This is a genomic window from Streptomyces hygroscopicus subsp. hygroscopicus (genome assembly GCF_030269125.1).
In the GTDB taxonomy this organism is placed as follows: Bacteria; Actinomycetota; Actinomycetes; order Streptomycetales; family Streptomycetaceae; genus Streptomyces; species Streptomyces hygroscopicus_C.
This window is the reverse complement of the sequence record NZ_BSSM01000013.1, coordinates 178,381-195,928: the sequence shown is the minus strand read 5'-3', so window position 1 is coordinate 195,928 and position 17,548 is coordinate 178,381. Positions and strand designations below refer to the sequence as shown.

15 protein-coding genes and 1 pseudogene are annotated in these 17,548 nt (G+C 73.0%); 8 read left to right on the top strand and 8 right to left on the bottom strand.

The features are described 5' to 3' along the window. Nucleotides 1–34 precede the first annotated feature (34 nt). Nucleotides 35–880 (bottom strand): siderophore-interacting protein, encoded by an 846-nt coding sequence (locus QSK45_RS27095; protein ID WP_285561373.1) that lies wholly within the window; start codon nt 878–880, stop codon nt 35–37. A 42-nt stretch (nt 881–922) separates the two neighbouring features. After that, on the bottom strand, nt 923–1,969 hold the full coding sequence (locus QSK45_RS27090) for an ABC transporter substrate-binding protein (RefSeq protein WP_285561370.1): 1,047 nt from the start codon (nt 1,967–1,969) through the stop codon (nt 923–925). A gap of 106 nt (nt 1,970–2,075) precedes the next feature. On the opposite strand from QSK45_RS27090, the gene QSK45_RS27085 reads away from it, so the two are divergent. Further along, entirely contained in the window at nt 2,076–2,597 is a 522-nt protein-coding gene (locus QSK45_RS27085) for a hypothetical protein (RefSeq protein WP_285561368.1), read from the top strand. 28 nt (nt 2,598–2,625) lie between these two features. Next, complete coding sequence (locus QSK45_RS27080) at nt 2,626–2,808, top strand: DUF1737 domain-containing protein (protein ID WP_285561366.1); 183 nt, start codon at nt 2,626–2,628, stop codon at nt 2,806–2,808. A 66-nt stretch (nt 2,809–2,874) separates the two neighbouring features. Here QSK45_RS27080 and QSK45_RS27075 read toward each other — a convergent pair whose 3' ends face one another. From QSK45_RS27075 to QSK45_RS27060, 4 genes are read right to left on the bottom strand one after another with little or no spacing between them, the layout of a single operon-like run. Beyond that, entirely contained in the window at nt 2,875–4,035 is a 1,161-nt protein-coding gene (locus tag QSK45_RS27075; protein WP_285561364.1) for an acyl-CoA dehydrogenase family protein, read from the bottom strand. Between the two features lie 5 nt (nt 4,036–4,040). Continuing rightward, the gene (locus QSK45_RS27070) at nt 4,041–4,964 is read right to left on the bottom strand and encodes a hydroxymethylglutaryl-CoA lyase (protein WP_412827854.1); all 924 of its coding nucleotides are present in this window, start codon (nt 4,962–4,964) and stop codon (nt 4,041–4,043) included. 17 nt (nt 4,965–4,981) lie between these two features. Continuing rightward, complete coding sequence (locus QSK45_RS27065; RefSeq protein WP_285561360.1) at nt 4,982–6,895, bottom strand: ATP-binding protein; 1,914 nt, start codon at nt 6,893–6,895, stop codon at nt 4,982–4,984. Between the two features lie 11 nt (nt 6,896–6,906). After that, nucleotides 6,907–8,523 (bottom strand): carboxyl transferase domain-containing protein, encoded by a 1,617-nt coding sequence (locus QSK45_RS27060; protein ID WP_285561357.1) that lies wholly within the window; start codon nt 8,521–8,523, stop codon nt 6,907–6,909. Nucleotides 8,524–8,620: 97 nt separating this feature from the next. Between QSK45_RS27060 and QSK45_RS27055 the strand changes: the two genes are divergently transcribed. From QSK45_RS27055 to QSK45_RS27040, 4 genes are all read left to right on the top strand, one after another. After that, nucleotides 8,621–9,217, top strand: a complete 597-nt coding sequence (locus tag QSK45_RS27055; RefSeq protein WP_285561356.1) for an SACE_7040 family transcriptional regulator — start codon at nt 8,621–8,623, stop codon at nt 9,215–9,217. A 176-nt stretch (nt 9,218–9,393) separates the two neighbouring features. Beyond that, nucleotides 9,394–10,551, top strand: a complete 1,158-nt coding sequence (locus tag QSK45_RS27050; protein WP_285561505.1) for an acyl-CoA dehydrogenase family protein — start codon at nt 9,394–9,396, stop codon at nt 10,549–10,551. A gap of 36 nt (nt 10,552–10,587) precedes the next feature. Next, entirely contained in the window at nt 10,588–11,454 is an 867-nt protein-coding gene (gene tesB, locus QSK45_RS27045) for an acyl-CoA thioesterase II (RefSeq protein WP_285561354.1), read from the top strand. A 322-nt stretch (nt 11,455–11,776) separates the two neighbouring features. After that, nucleotides 11,777–12,145 carry a hypothetical protein gene (locus QSK45_RS27040; protein ID WP_285561352.1) on the top strand — a complete coding sequence of 123 codons (369 nt, stop codon included), beginning with the start codon at nt 11,777–11,779 and terminating at the stop codon, nt 12,143–12,145. Between the two features lie 75 nt (nt 12,146–12,220). Here QSK45_RS27040 and QSK45_RS27035 read toward each other — a convergent pair whose 3' ends face one another. Together QSK45_RS27035 and QSK45_RS27030 are read right to left on the bottom strand one after the other, a co-directional pair. Next, a complete protein-coding gene (locus QSK45_RS27035; protein WP_285561350.1) occupies nt 12,221–13,012 on the bottom strand; it encodes a phosphatase in 792 nt (263 codons plus the stop codon). A gap of 83 nt (nt 13,013–13,095) precedes the next feature. Then, nucleotides 13,096–14,607, bottom strand: a complete 1,512-nt coding sequence (locus QSK45_RS27030) for a PucR family transcriptional regulator (protein ID WP_285561503.1) — start codon at nt 14,605–14,607, stop codon at nt 13,096–13,098. 132 nt (nt 14,608–14,739) lie between these two features. On the opposite strand from QSK45_RS27030, the gene speB reads away from it, so the two are divergent. After that, entirely contained in the window at nt 14,740–15,711 is a 972-nt protein-coding gene (gene speB / locus QSK45_RS27025; RefSeq protein WP_285561348.1) for an agmatinase, read from the top strand. Nucleotides 15,712–15,716: 5 nt separating this feature from the next. Continuing rightward, a pseudogene (locus QSK45_RS27020) lies at nt 15,717–17,396 on the top strand (thiamine pyrophosphate-binding protein); the annotation flags it as partial. Between the last annotated feature and the right edge of the window lie 152 nt (nt 17,397–17,548).

Here is a 17,548-nt window from a genome sequence, read left to right as displayed (position 1 = left end):
TCCGCGGGGGTGGGGCTTTCGGGGGGAGGGGCGCCTACTCGCCGGTCGCCCGGAGCTGTTCCTCGGTCAGTCCCCGCCGCCAGTACCCGACGAAGGCCACCCGGCGCCGATCGATCCCGCGCTCCCGGACGAAGTGCCGCCGCAGCGCCTTCACCTGGCCGGACTCGCCGGCGAGCCAGACGTAGGGGCCGGCGGCGCCGGGAAGCCGGGCGGCCCGTACGGCGTCGAGGGGAGCGGGGTCGCCCTGCCCGCGCACCAGCCAGGTGATCTCCGCGTCGGCGTCCGTGCGCACGTCCTGGACGTCACCGGCGTGCGGCACCTGGAGCCAGGCGCGGACGCGGGTGTCCGCCGGAAGGGATTCGAGGATCGCGGTCGCGGCGGGTACGGCGGTCTCGTCGCCCCACAGCACCACGAGGTCGGTGTCCTCGGGGGGCCGGAACCTGATGGCCCGGTTGTCGGCGAGCACGGGCCCGAGCACGAGCACCCGGTCGCCGGGAACGGCCCGCGCGGCCCACCGGGAGGCGGGCCCGGCGGGAGTGGCGGCGCCGGGCCCGGCCCCGTGCAGGGCGAAGTCGATGTCGATCTCGTCCGGCTCGCGCCGCAGCTCCCGCAGGGTGTACGACCGCATGACGGCCCTTACGCCGTCCGGCAGTTCGCGCCACTCCCGCCACCAGCCGTCCCCGAGGCCGAGCGGCACGACGGGCTCCCGCTGCCCGGGGTGCGGCAGGAACAGGGAGAGCGACTGGTCGCGCCCGTCGGAGCGGAAGTCGCGCAGATCGCTCCCGCCGAAGGTGACGCGCACGAGGGACGGCCCGAGCCTTTTCGTGCGCACGACCCGCAGGGCGAAGAAGGTGAAGGGGGCGACGGCGGCCGTGGTCATGGGGGCTCCTGGGGGAAGCGGTCGGAGTGTCCGAAGGGGCGCCTAGCCGACCTTCTCCGCCTTCTCCAGCGCCTTCGCGAGCGTCGTCAGCAGCGGCACGCACTTGTCGTACGACAGGATCGGCTCGGGCGAGCGCGGGATGACCTGCCCCGCCTTGACCGCGGGGAGCTTCCTCCACGTCGGCTTGGTGATGTCCGCGGGCTGGATCGCCGAGGACCGGTCGTCCATCATGATGATGTCGGCCGGATACTTGTCGACGTTCTCCCAGCTCAGCGACTCGTACCAGCCGCCGCCCCGCTTCTTCGCGCTCTCCGGCGGCTCCACGAAGTTCACGCCGAGGGCCTTGAAGTACTCGAGGTCGACGGAGAGGTCCGTGCCGGAGACGTAGAAGAGCTGGTCGCTCGCGCTGCCGGCCATCACCTTGATGTGCGGCTTGGCCCTGGCCGCCGCCCGCAGCCGGGCCGCGGCCGCCTCGAACCGCTTCCTCGCGCCCATGACCTCGGCCGCCTTCATGTCCGCGCCGAGCGACGCGGCCAGGTCCCACATCCGCTGGAGCGGCTGGGTGAGCTGACGGTCGTACACGGAGATGCCCACGCTGGGCGCGAGTTCGGCGATCTGCTTCGTGGACTGCTCGGGGACGTACCAGAGGGTTCCGGCGTCGTCGAACATCGTGGTGATCAGCACGTCGGGGGCGAGGGAGGCGTACTTCTCGACGTTGAACTGCCCCCAGGCGTTGCCGAGGACGGTCACCTCGCTGACGTCCATGTCGCCGGCCTGGACGTCGGGCTTGCCGCCCGTGGTGGTCGTGGGGCCGAAGACGCCCTTGACCCGGATGCCGTAGTCGTGGAGCGCGGCGCCGACGCCGGTGAAGGCGACGATGTTCGCGGGGACCCTGTCGAGCTTCACGGTCTTCCCGCGGTCGTCCTCGAACGACCAGGGCCCCGACCGCGCCGCGGTCGACCCGCCTCCGGCCCCCTGGGCTCTGCCCTCGCCGTCCCCGCAGGCCGCGAGGGCGGCGCCGAGTCCTATGGCACCGCCCGCGGCGAGCAGGCCGCGGCGGGAGAGGTGGATGGCACGGGCACGGGACATGGGGGGACCGCTTTCGAACGGGGCGCGACGCCTGCCGGACAAGTGCGATCTTAGGTTAGCCTAACCTTTCTTCCTGTCCAGGGTGCCGGGGTGCGAGGGTGGGCGCGTGGCGGAGAACGGGAAGGTGGACGGCGCGGGCGGAACCAGTGGTGCCGACGGCAGGCTCTATGCGTACCGGGTGCGGGGGGCGGGTCGTAGCGGGGTGGTTCTGTGGGCCGGGGGCAGGGGGGACGAGCCCGATCGGGTGCTGACCGCGGCGGAAGGCGGGCGCTGTCGGGTGCCGGTGTTCGTGACGGTCCGGCAGGCGCGGGCGTACGCGCGGCGGCGGGGGTGGGGGCCGGCCGTTTCCGGGGCCGGCACGCTGGAACTCGTCCGTGTGCAGCGCTGGCTGGCGGACCCGCTGCGTCGGCGCGTCCCCGCGGGGACCGTGCTGGAGGCGTGGAACTTCTTCGAGGACCTGGCCCGGGGGCTCGGCGCGGCCCACCGGCTGCCCCGGCAGGGCGCGGTGCACGACAGCGCCTACGAGAAGCTCTTCGCGGGCGGGGGCGCCGACTGGACCCCCGACGAGCGGCGCGCGGTGCTGGAGCTGGTCGCGGCCGGGGTGGACTTGTGGGACTCCTCGTCCTGACGGCGGCCCAGGCTGGAATCCTTGCCCCATGAGCACACCCCCCGACGGCCTCCCCGTCTACCGCGTCCTCACCGGCCCCGACGACGCCGCCTTCTGCCACCGGGTCAGCGAAGCCCTGGCCCTCGGCTACGAACTCCACGAGGGCCCGGCCGTCACCTTCGACGGCGAACGCGTCGTGGTCGCCCAGGCGTTGCTCTGGCCCGCGCGCTGAGCCGGAGACAGCGGTGAGGGGGCACGTCCCGGTGGACGCGCCCCCTCACCCGGCGGTTCGCAGGGCTCAGCCCGCCAGCCCCAGCTCCCGTGCGATCAGCATCCGCTGCACCTCGCTCGTGCCCTCGCCGATCTCCAGGATCTTGGAGTCGCGCCACATGCGGGCCACCGGGTACTCGTTCATGAAGCCGTAGCCGCCGTGGATCTGCGTGGCCTCGCGGGCGTTGTCGACGGCGATGGTGGAGGAGTACAGCTTGGCCATCGCCGCCTCCTTCTTGAAGGGCTCGCCGGCGACCAGGCGGTAGGCGGCGTCGCGCCAGGCGAGGCGGGCCGTGTACGCCTTCATCTCCATGTCGGCGATCTTGAACTGGATCGCCTGGTTGGCGCCGATCGGCCGGCCGAAGGCGTGCCGTTCCTTGGCGTACTTCACCGACTCGTCCACACAGCCCTGCGCCAGACCCGTCGCGAGGGCGGCGATGGCGATGCGGCCCTCGTCCAGGATGCGCAGGAACTGGGCGTACCCGCGGCCCTCCTGGCCCACCAGGTTGGCGGCCGGGACGCGGACGTCCACGAAGGACAGCTCACGCGTGTCGGAGGCGTTCCAGCCCACCTTCGAGTACGGCGCCGCCACCGTGAAGCCCGGGGTGCCGGACGGCACGATGATCGCGGAGATCAGCGGCCTGCCGTCGGGCTTGCGGCCGGTGACCGCGGTGACCGTGACCAACCCGGTGATGTCCGTACCGGAGTTGGTGATGAAGCACTTCGAGCCGTTGATCACCCATTCGTTCGTGTCCGGGTCCAGACGGGCCGTCGTACGGGTCCCGCCCGCGTCCGAGCCGCAGTCCGGCTCGGTCAGGCCGAAGCCGCCGAGCATCTCGCCCGAGCACAGCCGGGGGAGCCACTCGCGCTTCTGCTCCTCGGTACCGAACAGGTGAATGGGCATCGCGCCGAGCGAGACACCGGCCTCCAGGGTGATCGCCACCGAGGAGTCCACCCGGGCCAGTTCCTCGAGGGCGATGCCGAGCGCCAGGTAGTCGCCGCCCATGCCGCCGTACTCCTCCGGGAACGGCAGCCCGAACAGGCCCATGCGGCCCATCTCGCGGACGATCTCGTACGGGAACTCGTGCCGCTCGTAGAAGTCGCCGATCTTCGGCGCCACGACATCGTGCGCGAACTCCTCCACCGTGCGGCGGAGTTCCTCCAGCTCGGGGCTGAGGCGGTGGTCCATGCAGATCACTGGTCCTTGTGGGAGAGAGCGCGGACGGTACGGGAGGGGCTGGGCCGGTCCAGATGGGCGGCCATCCACACACTGGTGGCGGTGAGACGGTCGAGGTCGACGCCGGTCTCGATGCCGAGGCCGTGCAGCATCCACACCAGGTCCTCGGTGGCGAGGTTGCCGGTGGCGGACTTGGCGTACGGGCAGCCGCCGAGCCCGCCGGCGGACGCGTCGACCGTCGTCACGCCGTGCTCCAGGGCCGCGTGGGTGTTCGCGAGCGCCTGGCCGTAGGTGTCGTGGAAGTGCACGCCGATCTCGTCGGTCGGCACGCCCTCCTCGTTGAGCAGGTTCAGGAGTTCCTGGACGTGCCCGGGGGTGGCCACGCCGATCGTGTCGCCGAGGCTCAGTTCGTCGCAGCCCATGTTCCGCAGGGCGGTGCAGACGCGGGCCACCTGGTGCAGGGGGACCGCGCCTTCCCACGGGTCGCCGAAGCACATGGAGACATAGCCGCGCACGTGCGCGCCCGCGTCCTTGGCCTGGCGCACCACCGGTTCGAACACCGCGAGGGACTCGTCCACCGTCCGGTTGAGGTTGGCCTTGGCGAAGGACTCGGTGGCGCTGGCGAACACCGCGATCCGGTCGGCGCCGAGGGCCAGCGCCCGGTCCAGACCGCGCTGGTTGGGCACGAGGACGGGGAGTTCGACCCCGGGCAGGTCCCGCACCCGCGGGAACAACTGCTCCGCGTCGGCGAGCTGGGGGACCCACTTCGGGTGCACGAAGCTCGTCGCCTCGACGGTCGTGAGGCCCGCGTCGGCGAGGCGGTGGATGAACTCCGCCTTCACCTCGGTCGGTACGGCGCCCTTCTCGTTCTGCAGCCCGTCGCGCGCGCCGACCTCGTAGATCCGCACCCGGTCGGGCAGGCCCGAGGCGGGTACGACCATGGGCAGTCGCTCGGTGCTCACTCCGTCTCCTCCTTCGGCGCGATGACGGCCAGCACCTGGTCCATGGCGACCGTGGAGCCGGGCGTCACGTCCAGTTCGGCGACCGTGCCCGCGTGCGGGGCGGAGATGACGTGCTCCATCTTCATCGCCTCCACCACCAGCAGGCTCTGACCGGCGGCGACCTCGTCCCCGACGGCGACCTTGACCACGGTCACCGTGCCGGGCATCGGCGCGGTCAGCGAGTCGGCGCCCGCGTGCGCCGCATGGGACAGCGAGTCGGCCACCGGGTCGTGGTCGCGCACCTGCCAGGCGTCGCCCTCCCGGCCGATCCAGTCACCGGCGTGGCGGAAGGTGTGCCGGACGCCGTCGAGGGTGACGGCCACGGTGTCGCCGGTGACGGTGGCGGTGCCGCGCGGGGTGTACGTCACCGGTTCCTGGACCCGCAGGTGGAAGGCGAGCGGCTTCGGGGTGCCGCCGAGCCGCCAGCCGTTCGGTACCGAGAAGGGGTCGGTCCAGCCGTCGCCGGACGGCTTCAGCGCCTGCGCGCGGACGGCGGCCGCCGCCTCGTACACCTCCTCCGGCACGTCCGTGCGGACCAGTTCGTCCACGACCCGTTCGACCAGGCCGGTGTCCAACTCGCCCGCCACCACGGCCGGATGGCCGAGCAGCCGGCGCAGGAAGCCCGCGTTGGTCTGCACGCCCAGCGTGACCGTCCCGGCCAGGGCCGCCCGGAGCCCCCGCAGCGCGGTCGCGCGGTCGGGGCCGTACGCGATCACCTTGGACAGCATCGGGTCGTACAGGCTGCCGACGTCGGTGCCCTCGCTGAGCCCGGAGTCGGTGCGCACGCCGTCGCCCCGCGGCTCGTCCAGCAGCAGCACCGTGCCGCCGGAGGGCAGGAACCCGCGGGCCGGGTCCTCGGCGCAGATACGGGCCTCGACCGCGTGCCCGGTCAGCCGCACGTCGTCCTGGGTGAAGCCCAGCGGCTCACCGGCGGCCACCCGCAGCTGCCACTCGACCAGGTCGAGCCCGGTCACCAGCTCGGTGACGGGGTGCTCCACCTGGAGACGGGTGTTCATCTCCATGAAGTAGTACTGCGACGGGTCGACACCCGGCACGATGAACTCCACCGTGCCCGCGCCCCGGTACCCGCACGAGCGCGCCGCCTGCACGGCCGCCTCGCCCATCGCCGCGCGCGTGGCCTCGTCGAGGAGGACGCTCGGCGCCTCCTCGATGATCTTCTGGTGCCGCCGCTGGAGCGAGCACTCGCGCTCGCCGAGGTGCAGCACGTTCCCGTGGCCGTCGGCCAGCACCTGGATCTCGATGTGCCGGGGGCGGTCGATCCACCGCTCCACCAGCAGGGTGTCGTCGCCGAAGGAGGCGCGGGCCTCGCGGCGGGCGGCGGCGATCTCCTCGTCCAGGACCGAGAGGTCCCGCACCAGGCGCATGCCCTTGCCGCCACCGCCGGCCGACGGCTTGAGCAGCACGGGAGCGCCCAACTCGCGTGCCGCGTCGGCGAGTTCGGGGTCCCGACCGCCGGGGACCACCGGCACCCCGGCCGCCTTCACCGTCTCCTTGGCGCGGATCTTGTCGCCCATCAGCGCGATGGCGTCCGCGGAGGGGCCGATGAAGACCAGGCCCGCCTCCTCGCAGGCGCGGGCGAAGGCGGCGTTCTCGGCGAGGAAGCCGTAGCCGGGGTGGACGGCCTGCGCGCCCGTACGGGCGGCGGCCTCCAGCAGCCGTTCCACCGAGAGGTAGCTCTCCGCCGCCGGGGCCGGGCCGATCCGGACCGCCGTGTCGGCCTCCCGGACGTGCCGCGCGCCCGCGTCGGCGTCGGAGAAGACCGCCACCGAGCGCACGCCCAGCCGGCGGAGCGTACGGATGACCCGTACCGCGATCTCGCCGCGGTTGGCGACCAGCACTGTGTCGAACACGGTTCCCCTCCTCACATCCGGAAGACGCCGAACTGGGGCTCTCCCAGTGGCGCGTTGGCGCAGGCCGTCAGGGCGAGTCCGAGCACCTGACGGGTCTCCATCGGGTCGATCACGCCGTCGTCCCAGAGGCGGGCGGTCGCGTAGTAGGCGTTGCCCTGCGTCTCGTACTGCGCGCGGATCGGCGCCTTGAAGGTCTCCTCGTCCTCGGCGGACCAGGTCTCGCCCCGGCCCTCCAGCTGGTCGCGCTTGACCGTGGCGAGGACGCTGGCGGCCTGCTCGCCGCCCATGACGGAGATCTTGGCGTTGGGCCACATCCACAGGAAGCGGGGGGAGTAGGCCCGGCCGCACATCGAGTAGTTGCCCGCGCCGTACGAGCCGCCGACGACGACGGTCAGCTTGGGCACGCGGGTGCAGGCCACCGCGGTCACCATCTTGGCGCCGTGCTTGGCGATGCCGCCCGCCTCGTAGTCCCTGCCGACCATGAAGCCGGAGATGTTCTGGAGGAACACCAGCGGGATGCCGCGCTGGTCGCACAGTTCGATGAAGTGCGCGCCCTTCTGGGCGGACTCCGAGAAGAGGATGCCGTTGTTGGCGACGATGCCGACCGGGTGGCCGTGGATGCGCGCGAAGCCGGTGATCAGCGTCTGGCCGTACTCGCTCTTGAACTCGGCGAACCGGGAGCCGTCGACCACGCGCGCGATGATCTCGCGGACGTCGTAGGGGGTGCGGGAGTCGACCGGTACCGCGCCGTACAGCCCGGCGGGGTCCACCTTCGGCTCGACGGCCGGCGTGACCTCCCAGGGCAGCGACTGCCGGGCCGGCAGGGTGGAGACGATGTCGCGGACGATCCGCAGCGCGTGCGCGTCGTCCTCCGCGAGGTGGTCGGTGACGCCGGAGATCCGGGAGTGGACCTCGCCGCCGCCCAGCTCCTCCGCGGTGACCACCTCGCCGGTGGCCGCCTTCACCAGCGGGGGCCCGCCCAGGAAGATGGTGCCCTGGTTGCGGACGATCACCGCCTCGTCGCTCATCGCGGGGACGTACGCGCCGCCCGCCGTGCAGGAGCCGAGGACGGCCGCGATCTGCGGGATGCCCGCGCCGGACATCCGGGCCTGGTTGTAGAAGATCCGCCCGAAGTGCTCGCGGTCCGGGAACACCTCGTCCTGCATCGGCAGGAAGGCGCCGCCCGAGTCGACCAGGTAGACGCAGGGCAGCCGGTTGTCGAGGGCCACCTCCTGGGCGCGCAGGTGCTTCTTGACGGTCATCGGGTAGTACGTGCCGCCCTTGACGGTCGCGTCGTTCGCGACGATCACGCACTCGCGCCCGCTGACCCGGCCGATCCCGGCGATCACTCCGGCGGCCGGCGCCTGCCCGTCGTACAGCCCGTCGGCCGCGAGGGGGGCCAGCTCCAGGAAGGGCGAGCCGGGGTCGAGGAGTGTGTCGACCCGGTCCCTCGGCAGCAGCTTGCCGCGCGCGGTGTGCCGGGCCCGCGCCCGCTCCCCGCCGCCGAGCGCCGCCGCGGCCAGCTTGCCGCGCAACTCCTCGACCAGTGCGAGATGGGCCTGTTCATTGGCCCGCCAGGCCTCCGACGCGGGATCTGCCGCGCTCCGGAGTTCCGGTGCCTCCTGCATCCTGCGGTCCCCTCACCCGGTGCTCGAACCGGTTAATGAGCGTTAACCATTTCCTTCAGGTTAACGACCGCTAACCTCGCTGTCTAGAATCGTCCTCATGGCCAGAACCGACGCCCCCACCCGCCGCGAGCAGATCCTCAAGGAGGCCGCCCGCCTCTTCGCCGAGCGCGGCTTCCACGGCGTCGGCGTGGACGAGATAGGAGCGGCGGTCGGCATCAGCGGCCCCGGCCTGTACCGGCACTTCCCGGGCAAGGACGCGATGCTCGCCGAGCTGCTGGTGGGCATCAGCGGTCAGCTGCTCACGGGCGCCAGGCGGCGGCTCGCGGAGGCCGACGGGGACGCCCGCCCCTCGGCGGTCCTGGACTCCCTCATCGAGGGCCACATCGACTTCGCCCTGGACGACCGGCCGCTGATCACCCTGCACGACCGTGAGCTGGACCGGCTGCGCGACAGCGACCGCAAGCTGGTGCGCCAGCTCCAGCGGCAGTACGTGGAGCTGTGGGTGGAGGTGGTCCGGGAGGTCTACCCGGCCCTGACCGAGCCCACCGCGCGCTCCGCCGTCCACTCGGTCTTCGGCCTGCTCAACTCCACCCCCCACCTGGGCCGCGCGGGCACCCTCCCGGGTCGCGGGGCCACGGCGGCACTGCTGCACCGGATGGCGCGGGGGGCGTTCGCGGCGGCCGGTTCCGCGTAGTCCGGCGCGCGAGCCCGGCACTTCCGCCCGCCCGTCGCCGACCGGGCGCGCCCCCGCGTGACGAGCGTTACCTCCGGCCACCTCTGGACGGGCTCCCTACTCGCCGGTACGCTCGCATGAGCAAGCGCTTAGACATGCACTTTTCCGGCATGCCGAGGTACGTGGAGGTGGGCGGCGTGCGCCGTACGGTGTTCAACGAGGATCACGAGGCGTTCCGGGAGACCCTGCGCGCCTTCATCGAGGCCGAGGTCGTACCGGTGTACGACGAGTGGTTCGCGGCGGGCCAGGCGCCCCGCGACTTCTACTACAAGCTCGGCGAGCTGGGCATCTTCGGCATCAACGTCCCGGAGGAGTTCGGCGGCGCGGGCCTGGAGAGCCACAAGTTCGAGGCCGTCCTCTACGAGGAGACCGCCCGCGCGGGCGTCCAGTTCGGCGGCTCCGGCGTGCACGTGCTGCTCGCCCTGCCGTACATCAAGATGCTGGCCACGGACGAGCAGAAGAAGCGTTACCTGCCGAAGTTCGTCACCGGCGAGGAGATGTGGGCCATCGCGATGACGGAGCCGGGCACCGGTTCCGACCTCGCGGGCATGAAGTCCACCGCCAGGCTCAGCGAGGACGGCACGCACTACGTCCTCAACGGCGCCAAGACCTTCATCACCGGTGGCGTGCACGCCGACCGCGTGATCGTGTGCGCTCGCACCGCCGCGCCCACCGCCGAGGACCGCCGCCACGGCATCTCCCTGTTCGCGGTGGACACCAAGTCCGAGGGCTACTCCGTCGGCCGCAAGCTGGACAAGCTGGGCCTGAAGACCTCCGACACCGCCGAGCTGGCCTTCGTGGACGTCAAGGTCCCCGTCGAGGACCTGCTGGGCGAGGAGAACAAGGGCTTCTACTACCTCGGCCACAACCTGGCCTCCGAGCGCTGGGGCATCGCCTTCGGCGCCTACGCGCAGGCCAAGGCCGCCGTCCGGTTCGCCAAGCAGTACGTGCAGGAGCGCACCGTCTTCGGCAAGCCGGTCGCGCACTTCCAGAACACCAAGTTCGAGCTGGCCGCCTGCCAGGCCGAGGTGGACGCCGCCGAGGCCGTCGCCGACCGCGCCACCGAGGCCCTGGACGCCGGCGAGCTGACCCCCGCCGAGGCCGCCTCCGCCAAGCTGTTCTGCACCGAGGTCGCCCACCGCGTCATCGACCGCTGCCTCCAGCTGCACGGCGGCTACGGGTACATGAACGAGTACCCGATCGCCCGCCTGTACGCGGACAACCGCGTCAACCGCATCTACGGCGGCACCAGCGAGATCATGAAGACGATCATCGCCAAGGACATGGGTCTGTAAGGTCCCCGCAATCACTGGCGGGTACAACTACACGTCATGAGTCAGGCACTCCAGGAACTCCTCGATCTGCTCGACCTCGAACAGATCGAGGAGGACATCTTCCGCGGCCAGTCCCGCTCCGCCGTCGTGCCCCGCGTCTTCGGCGGGCAGGTCGCGGCGCAGGCGCTGGTCGCCGCCGGGCGCACGGTCCCCGCGGACCGGCCCGCCCACTCCCTGCACGCGTACTTCCTGCGCCCCGGCGACCCCGGCGCGCCCATCGTCTACACCGTCGACCGCATCCGCGACGGCCGGTCCTTCACCACCCGCCGCGTGGTCGCCGTCCAGCACGGCAAGCCGATCTTCCACCTCTCGGCGTCCTTCCAGACGTACGAGGAGGGGCTCGAACACCAGGCGCCGATGCCGGCCGCGCCCGACCCGGCGACGCTGCCCACCTCCCAGGAGCGGCTGCGCGGCTACGGCCATCTCGCGCCCGACGTGGTGGAACGGTTCCTGGAGGCGCGCGAGGCGGTCGACCTCAGGTACGTGGACGAGCCGCCGTACGGCCGCTACGGGGAGCCGCGCGAGCCGCACAGCCAGGTGTGGTTCCGCACCAACGGCAAGCTGGACGACGACCCGCTGCTGCACGTCGTCCTCGCCACCTATGTCTCCGACATGACCCTGCTCGACTCCGTGCTGCTCGCGCACGGCCGCGGCGGCTGGGCGGTCGGCGACGTGGTGGGCGCCTCCCTGGACCACGCGATGTGGTTCCACCGCCCGTTCCGCGCCGACGAATGGCTGCTGTACGACCAGGAGTCGCCCTCCGCGCACGGCGGTCGCGGCCTCGGTCAGGCCCGCATATACACCCAGGACGGGCGGCTCGCCATCACGGTCATCCAGGAGGGCGTGGTCCGCGTCCCGCGCTAGCCCTGTTGCGGCATCGGTCTCCTGAGGTGCCAAGTGACGGGTGCGGTACTAGGCTCAGTGAGTGAAAGCCGCGAGTGCACGGCATGCGCGGCCGACGAGGTTCCGGGACACCACCCCTGACCTCAGCCGCGGTACCTGACGGCGCGCCAGCGTCCGGACGGACCGCAGGCGTCGGCCGTGTCCGCGTGCCGCACGCGATTCCAGCGGTTGACATCCGAAGACCGCGCCGCACCGAGGTCTTCTGTGTGTGCGGTGGCGGCCATCCGCCTCGCGTACTCCCGCCCGGGAGACGCGAGAGACGATGGAACGGAAGGTAACCCCTATGCGAGCACAACGCACGAGGCGTCTCTTCGCGCTGTCCGCCGCCGGCATGATGCTGGCCGGTGGAGCCGCCCTCGGCGCCGCGGGCACCGCCTCGGCGACGACGTACGACCACCACGACCGCGGCTCCTACAGCAGGGGCTGTGACGACGACTGGTGGAACAACGACTGCGGTGGCTACGACCACGGCGGTTACGACCACGGTGGCTACGACCACGGCGGTTACGACCACGGCGGACGTGGAGACCACGGCGGTCACGGTGACCACGGCGGTCACGGTGGCCACGGCGGTCACGGTGGCCACGGCGGCCACGGCGGCCACGGCGGTCACGGTGGACACGGCGGACATGGTGGTGGCCACGGCCGCTGAGCCGCGTTCCGACGCAACACGATGTGCGGTCCCGCTCACGGGGCCGCACATCCCTGTGTTCCGGTCCGGTCCGGGTTACTGGTCCAGCCCGGCCTCGGCCAGCAGATACGCGGTCATGGGGTCGTAGAAGCGCGGGCTGACCACGTGGTCGTCCAGCGGCACCGCCACCTGGAGGGTGCCCTCCGACTCGGCGAGGAACAGCGCGGGGTCGTTGCAGTCGGCGTATCCCACCGAGTCCAGGCCGTGCTGCGCCGCGTACCCGGCCCAGCCGTGGTCGGCGACCACCAGGTCGGGCAGGGGGCGCCCGGCGTGCTCAAGTCCTGTGAGGACGGCCCGCATCGGCGCCCCGGAGTGGGTGTGCCACAGCGTCGCGCCGTGTTCCAGGACGGCCACGTCCGCGAACTGCATGACGTACCCCTCCTCCGTCTGCAGCCCGTCCGGGATGACGACGATCTCGCAGCCGGCGGCGCGCAGCGCGGCGGCCGTGGCGCGGTGCACATCCAGCAGGCCGCCCGGGTGCCCGGTCGCGAACAGCACCCGCTCGCGCCCCCCGGCCGCCTTGCGCAGCCGTGCCGCGAGCCGGTCGAGCGCGTCCACGGTCAGCTCGGGGTCGATGGTGTCCTGGCCGTACCGGTACTCCGGGTCGTCGTTGACGCCCACCCGCTCGGCCATCACCGCGAGCACGTCCTGCTCGTCCGCCCAGCGCTCGCCCAGCTCCAGACCGAGCCAGAAGTTGCGGTCGCCGTTGGCCAGCCTGCGGTAGTGGGAGAGGTTGTTCTCGCGGGGCGTGGCGACGTCCCCCGCGATACGGGTCCTCACCAGGTGGTCGACGAGCTGGGCGCGGCTGGGTGTCCCGGGTATCGGCATGGCACCCATTGTGGGGCAGCCGGGCGCGGGCGTCCCCGGGGTTTCGCCCGCTGGGACGGGCGTCACCCCCCGCTCGGCAGGCGTCAGGAGTGCCGTAGCGCGAACCACAACTCCATGCGCACGTCCGGATCGTCCAGGTCGGCGTCCAGCAGCAGGGCGCTGCGGGCGACGCGGTGGCGCACGGTGTTGCGGTGCACACCCAGCGCCACCGCCGTGCGGTCCCAACTGCCGTGCAGGGAAAGCCAGGTCCGCAGGGTGTCCACCAGGGCCGGCCGCGGGGCGAGCGGCGCGAGCAGGGTACGGGCGTGCGCCCGCGCCTCCGCCTCGGGCACCAGCTCGGACAGCGCGGGCCGTGCGCCGTGCCGGACCAGCGGGGCGCGGGTGGCGCGGGCGCGGGCCAGGGCGCGGGCCGCCTGGACGTCGGCGGCGGGCCATCCGCCGGGCCCCGCGGGGGCGCTGACGCCCAGGGTCCAGCCGGGCACCGGGGCGGGCTCCCGGCCGGCGGGCGCGAGAACCCGTACGACCTCGCCGTCCAGGTCGACCAGGGGTGAGCCCAGGGCGGCGCCGAGGGCGGAGGCGGCGACGGGGTCGGGCGCCCGCCGTTCGGGCCGCGCGTGGACGACGATCCGGTCGCCGTCGCCGTCGCCGTCCTGGAGCAGCGGCGCGACGTCCTGCGGCGAGGCCCCGAGCAGCAGCCGTACCAGCGCGGAGGAGCGTGCCGCCCCCGCCCCGCTGTGGTGCTCCCCGGTGAGCAGCGACAGCAGCACCGCGCCCACCGAGGCGATGGTGTGGTCCCCGCCCTCGCGCCGCCCGGCGGCGATCCCGAGCACGAACCCCTCGCCGGGGCCGAGGGCGTAGGCGGACAGGTGGGTGCCGTCGACGGTGTCGGTGGCGGAGGCGGGCTTGGCCGATCCGGCCGGGCGTACCACCTCGGTCAGGTTCCGCAGCGCCTTTCCGACGGCGGGTGCCGGCTCCCGCCCCGCCGCCGCGATCTCCGTGCCGTCGGGGCCGTACAGGACCGCGCGGCCGGTCAGCCGCTGGGCGAGCCGGCGCAGGACGGACGGGACCGGGTCGGGACGGGCGGCGGCCGAGGCGAGGCTCTGCTGTGCCTCGGTGACCCGGCGCAGCTCGGCCAGCCGGGCCCGCGCCATCAGCTGCCACACCGCGCGCGCCACGCCCGAGAAGGTGGTCTGCGGCGGGACCTCCAGGAGGGGCAGCCCATGGGTGTCACAGGCGGTGACCAGGGCGTCCGGCACCGTGTCGTGCACCGGGGCCAGCCCGAAGCCGAGGGCCGCGCCGCCCGCCGCGACGATCCGGGCGACGTACGCGTCGAAGAAGGCCCCGGGCGCCGAGGCGTCGGGGATCTGCACACCTGCCGTGAGCAGCAGCTCGCCGCCCAGGAGATAGGGGAAGGGGTCGGCCATCTCCGAGGTGTGCGCCCAGTGGACGACGACGTCCGGGCCGGCGGGGCCGGCGATCTGGCGCAGGGCGAGGTCGTCGCGGGCGAGGAGGGCGGAGAGGGGGACGGGCGGGGTCGGGGGCACGGGGGCGTGCGAAGCCGGGGCGCTCGCGCTCGGGGTGCCCGTCTCCGCCATGGTGTGCGCTTCCTTCACTACAGACCTCATGTATGGATGAAAAGTACACTTCGGGGTGTCCGTCGGGCCACCTAGGGTCGATCCCGGGAAACCGCCCCACGCGGCAGCCACGCAGGAAAGAAGGCACACGCAATGAGCAGCAACGAGACGCCCCGCGGCCCCGTCGACTCCTCCCGCGTCCCGCGGTACGCCGGTCCCGCGACCTTCGCCCGGCTGCCCCGCCTGGACGAGGTCGGCACCGCCGACGTCGCCGTGGTGGGCGTGCCCTTCGACTCCGGCGTCTCGTACCGGCCGGGCGCCCGCTTCGGCGGCAACGCCATCCGCGAGGCGTCCCGGCTGCTGCGCCCCTACAACCCCGCGCAGGACGCGTCGCCCTTCGCGCTCGCGCAGGTGGCGGACGGCGGCGACATCGCGGTGAACCCGTTCAACATCAACGAGGCCGTCGAGACGATCGAGGCCGCGGCCGACGACCTGCTCGGCACGGGCGCCCGCCTGATGACGCTGGGCGGCGACCACACCATCGCGCTGCCGCTGCTGCGCTCGGTGGCGAAGAAGCACGGCCCCGTCGCCCTGCTCCACTTCGACGCGCACCTGGACACCTGGGACACCTACTTCGGCGCCGAGTACACCCACGGCACGCCGTTCCGCCGCGCGGTGGAGGAGGGCGTCCTCGACACCTCCGCCCTCTCGCACGTGGGCACGCGCGGCCCGCTGTACGGCAAGCAGGACCTGACGGACGACGAGAAGATGGGCTTCGGCATCGTCACCTCCGCGGACGTCTACCGCCGGGGCGCGGACGAGGTGGCCGACCAGCTCCGCCAGCGCATCGGCGACCGCCCGCTGTACATCTCCATCGACATCGACTGCCTCGACCCGGCGCACGCCCCCGGCACGGGCACGCCCGAGGCGGGCGGCATGACCTCGCGCGAGCTGCTGGAGATCCTGCGCGGGCTGGCGTCCTGCAACCTGGTCTCGGCGGACGTGGTGGAGGTGGCCCCGGCGTACGACCACGCCGAGATCACGTCCGTGGCGGCCTCCCACACGGCCTACGAACTGACCACCATCATGTCCCGGCAGATCGCGGCGGCCCGGAAGGACGCGTAACCGGCGTGACGCACGACCACGCCCCGGTGCTCCGCCCGACCGCCGCCCAGCGGGAGGCCGCGCTCAGTCCTCCTCCGGGCCGCAACGGCGGGGACCTGGTCGTGGAGACCCTGGCCGGGCTGGGCGCGACGACCGTCTTCGGCCTGCCGGGCCAGCACGCGCTGGGTCTGTTCGACGCGCTGCGGCGCTCCTCGCTCCGCTACGTGGGCCTGCGGACGGAGAACAACGCGGGCTTCGCGGCGGACGCGTACGGCCGCATGACGGGCGAGGCGGCCCCGCTGTTCCTCTCGACGGGTCCGGGCGCGCTGATGTCCCTGGCCGCGTTGCAGGAAGCGGCCTCTGCCTCCGCCCCCGTCCTGGCCGTCGGCAGTCAGGTCCCGACGGCGGGCCTGGGCGGCGGCCGCCACGGCTACCTCCACGAACTCCCGGACCAGGCCGCGTCGTTCCGTGGTGTGGTGAAGTCCGTCCACACGGTCCGCGCCCAGTCCCAGATCCCCTCGGCGATCGCCGCGGCGTGGAAGTCGGCCCTCACGGCCCCGCACGGCCCGGTGTGGGTGGAGATCCCGCAGGACGTCCTGCTGGCCCCGGCGTCGCTGCCGGTGGTGACGGCGCTGGACGCGACGCCGGACGACCTGGTGCCGCGGCCGGAACTGACGGCGGTGGCGGCGGAGTTGCTGTCGGGCGCGGCCCGCCCGGCGATCATCGCGGGCGGCGGCGTCGTCCGCGCGGACGCCTCGGGCAAGCTGCTCCGGCTGGCGGAGCTGCTGGACGCGCCCGTGGTGACGACGTTCGGCGGCAAGGGCGCGTTCCCGTGGGAGCACCCGCTGTCCCTCCGGTCCTGGCTGGAGGACAGGCACACGACCGACTTCCTGGAGGACGCGGACGTCCTGCTGGTGGTGGGCTCGGGCCTGGGCGAACTCTCCTCGAACTACCACACGTTCGAGCCCCGCGGCCGGATGATCCAGGTCGAGGCGGACCTCGGCAAGCTGGAGTCGAACCATCCCGCCCTCGGCATCCACGCGGACGCGCGCCTGGCGTTGCAGGCGCTGCTGGAGACGGCGCGGGAGCGGACGGACCCTTCGGCGCCGGAGCGCGTACGGGACGTCCTGTCCCGGGTCTCGGAACGCATCGCGTCCCAGGAACTGACGCTGGAGCAGGAGGTCCTGAGCGCCGTCCGCCGGGCGCTCCCCTCCGGTGCCCCCTCCTTCTGGGACATGACGATCCTGTCCTACTGGGCCTGGTCCGCCTTCGACCCCCGGGGCGTGAACGCGATGCACTCGGCCCAGGGCGCCGGCGGCCTGGGCTACGCCTTCCCGGCCGCCCTGGGCGCGGCGGTGGCCGACCCCACCCGGCCGGTACTGGCCGTCTCGGGCGACGGCGGCGCGCTCTACTCCGTCGCCGAGCTGGCCACGGCCCGCCAGCACGACCTCCCGGTCACCTGGCTGATCGTCGACGACGGCGGCTACGGCATCCTGCGCGAGTACATGACGGACGCCTTCGGTGAACCGACGGCGACGGAACTGACCCGCCCCGACTTCGTGGCCCTGGCGGAGTCCTTCGGCGTCCCCGGCGTCCTCACGACGCCCGAGACCCTGGAACCCGACCTCACCCGGGCGCTGTCCACCCCGGGCCCCTCGGTGGTCGTACTCCCGGCGGTCCTGCGGATGTTCGCACCGACGCACCTGGGCCGGCCGGAGATCTCCCGGACGAGAATCCCCGGGGCGGAGGACGAGGGGGACGGGAAAGAGGTCGTCACGGCGGGCGAAACGCCGAGGCGGGTGACGAGGTGACCGACGGGCGGGACCGGGCACGGCCCGCCGTCCGGTCCGCGGCCGAT

Bases quoted from the DNA above. Each gene is read 5' to 3' on its own strand.
- QSK45_RS27040 (WP_285561352.1), top strand. From the start codon at position 11,777: ATGCGAGCACAACGCACGAGGCGTCTCTTCGCGCTGTCCGCCGCCGGC.
- QSK45_RS27035 (WP_285561350.1), bottom strand. From the start codon at position 13,012: ATGCCGATACCCGGGACACCCAGCCGCGCCCAGCTCGTCGACCACCTG.
- QSK45_RS27030 (WP_285561503.1), bottom strand. From the start codon at position 14,607: ATGGCGGAGACGGGCACCCCGAGCGCGAGCGCCCCGGCTTCGCACGCC.
- QSK45_RS27075 (WP_285561364.1), bottom strand. From the start codon at position 4,035: ATGGACCACCGCCTCAGCCCCGAGCTGGAGGAACTCCGCCGCACGGTG.
- QSK45_RS27070 (WP_412827854.1), bottom strand. From the start codon at position 4,964: ATGGTCGTACCCGCCTCGGGCCTGCCCGACCGGGTGCGGATCTACGAG.
- QSK45_RS27060 (WP_285561357.1), bottom strand. From the start codon at position 8,523: ATGCAGGAGGCACCGGAACTCCGGAGCGCGGCAGATCCCGCGTCGGAG.
- tesB (WP_285561354.1), top strand. From the start codon at position 10,588: ATGAGTCAGGCACTCCAGGAACTCCTCGATCTGCTCGACCTCGAACAG.
- QSK45_RS27095 (WP_285561373.1), bottom strand. From the start codon at position 880: ATGACCACGGCCGCCGTCGCCCCCTTCACCTTCTTCGCCCTGCGGGTC.
- QSK45_RS27055 (WP_285561356.1), top strand. From the start codon at position 8,621: ATGGCCAGAACCGACGCCCCCACCCGCCGCGAGCAGATCCTCAAGGAG.
- speB (WP_285561348.1), top strand. From the start codon at position 14,740: ATGAGCAGCAACGAGACGCCCCGCGGCCCCGTCGACTCCTCCCGCGTC.
- QSK45_RS27080 (WP_285561366.1), top strand. From the start codon at position 2,626: ATGAGCACACCCCCCGACGGCCTCCCCGTCTACCGCGTCCTCACCGGC.
- QSK45_RS27090 (WP_285561370.1), bottom strand. From the start codon at position 1,969: ATGTCCCGTGCCCGTGCCATCCACCTCTCCCGCCGCGGCCTGCTCGCC.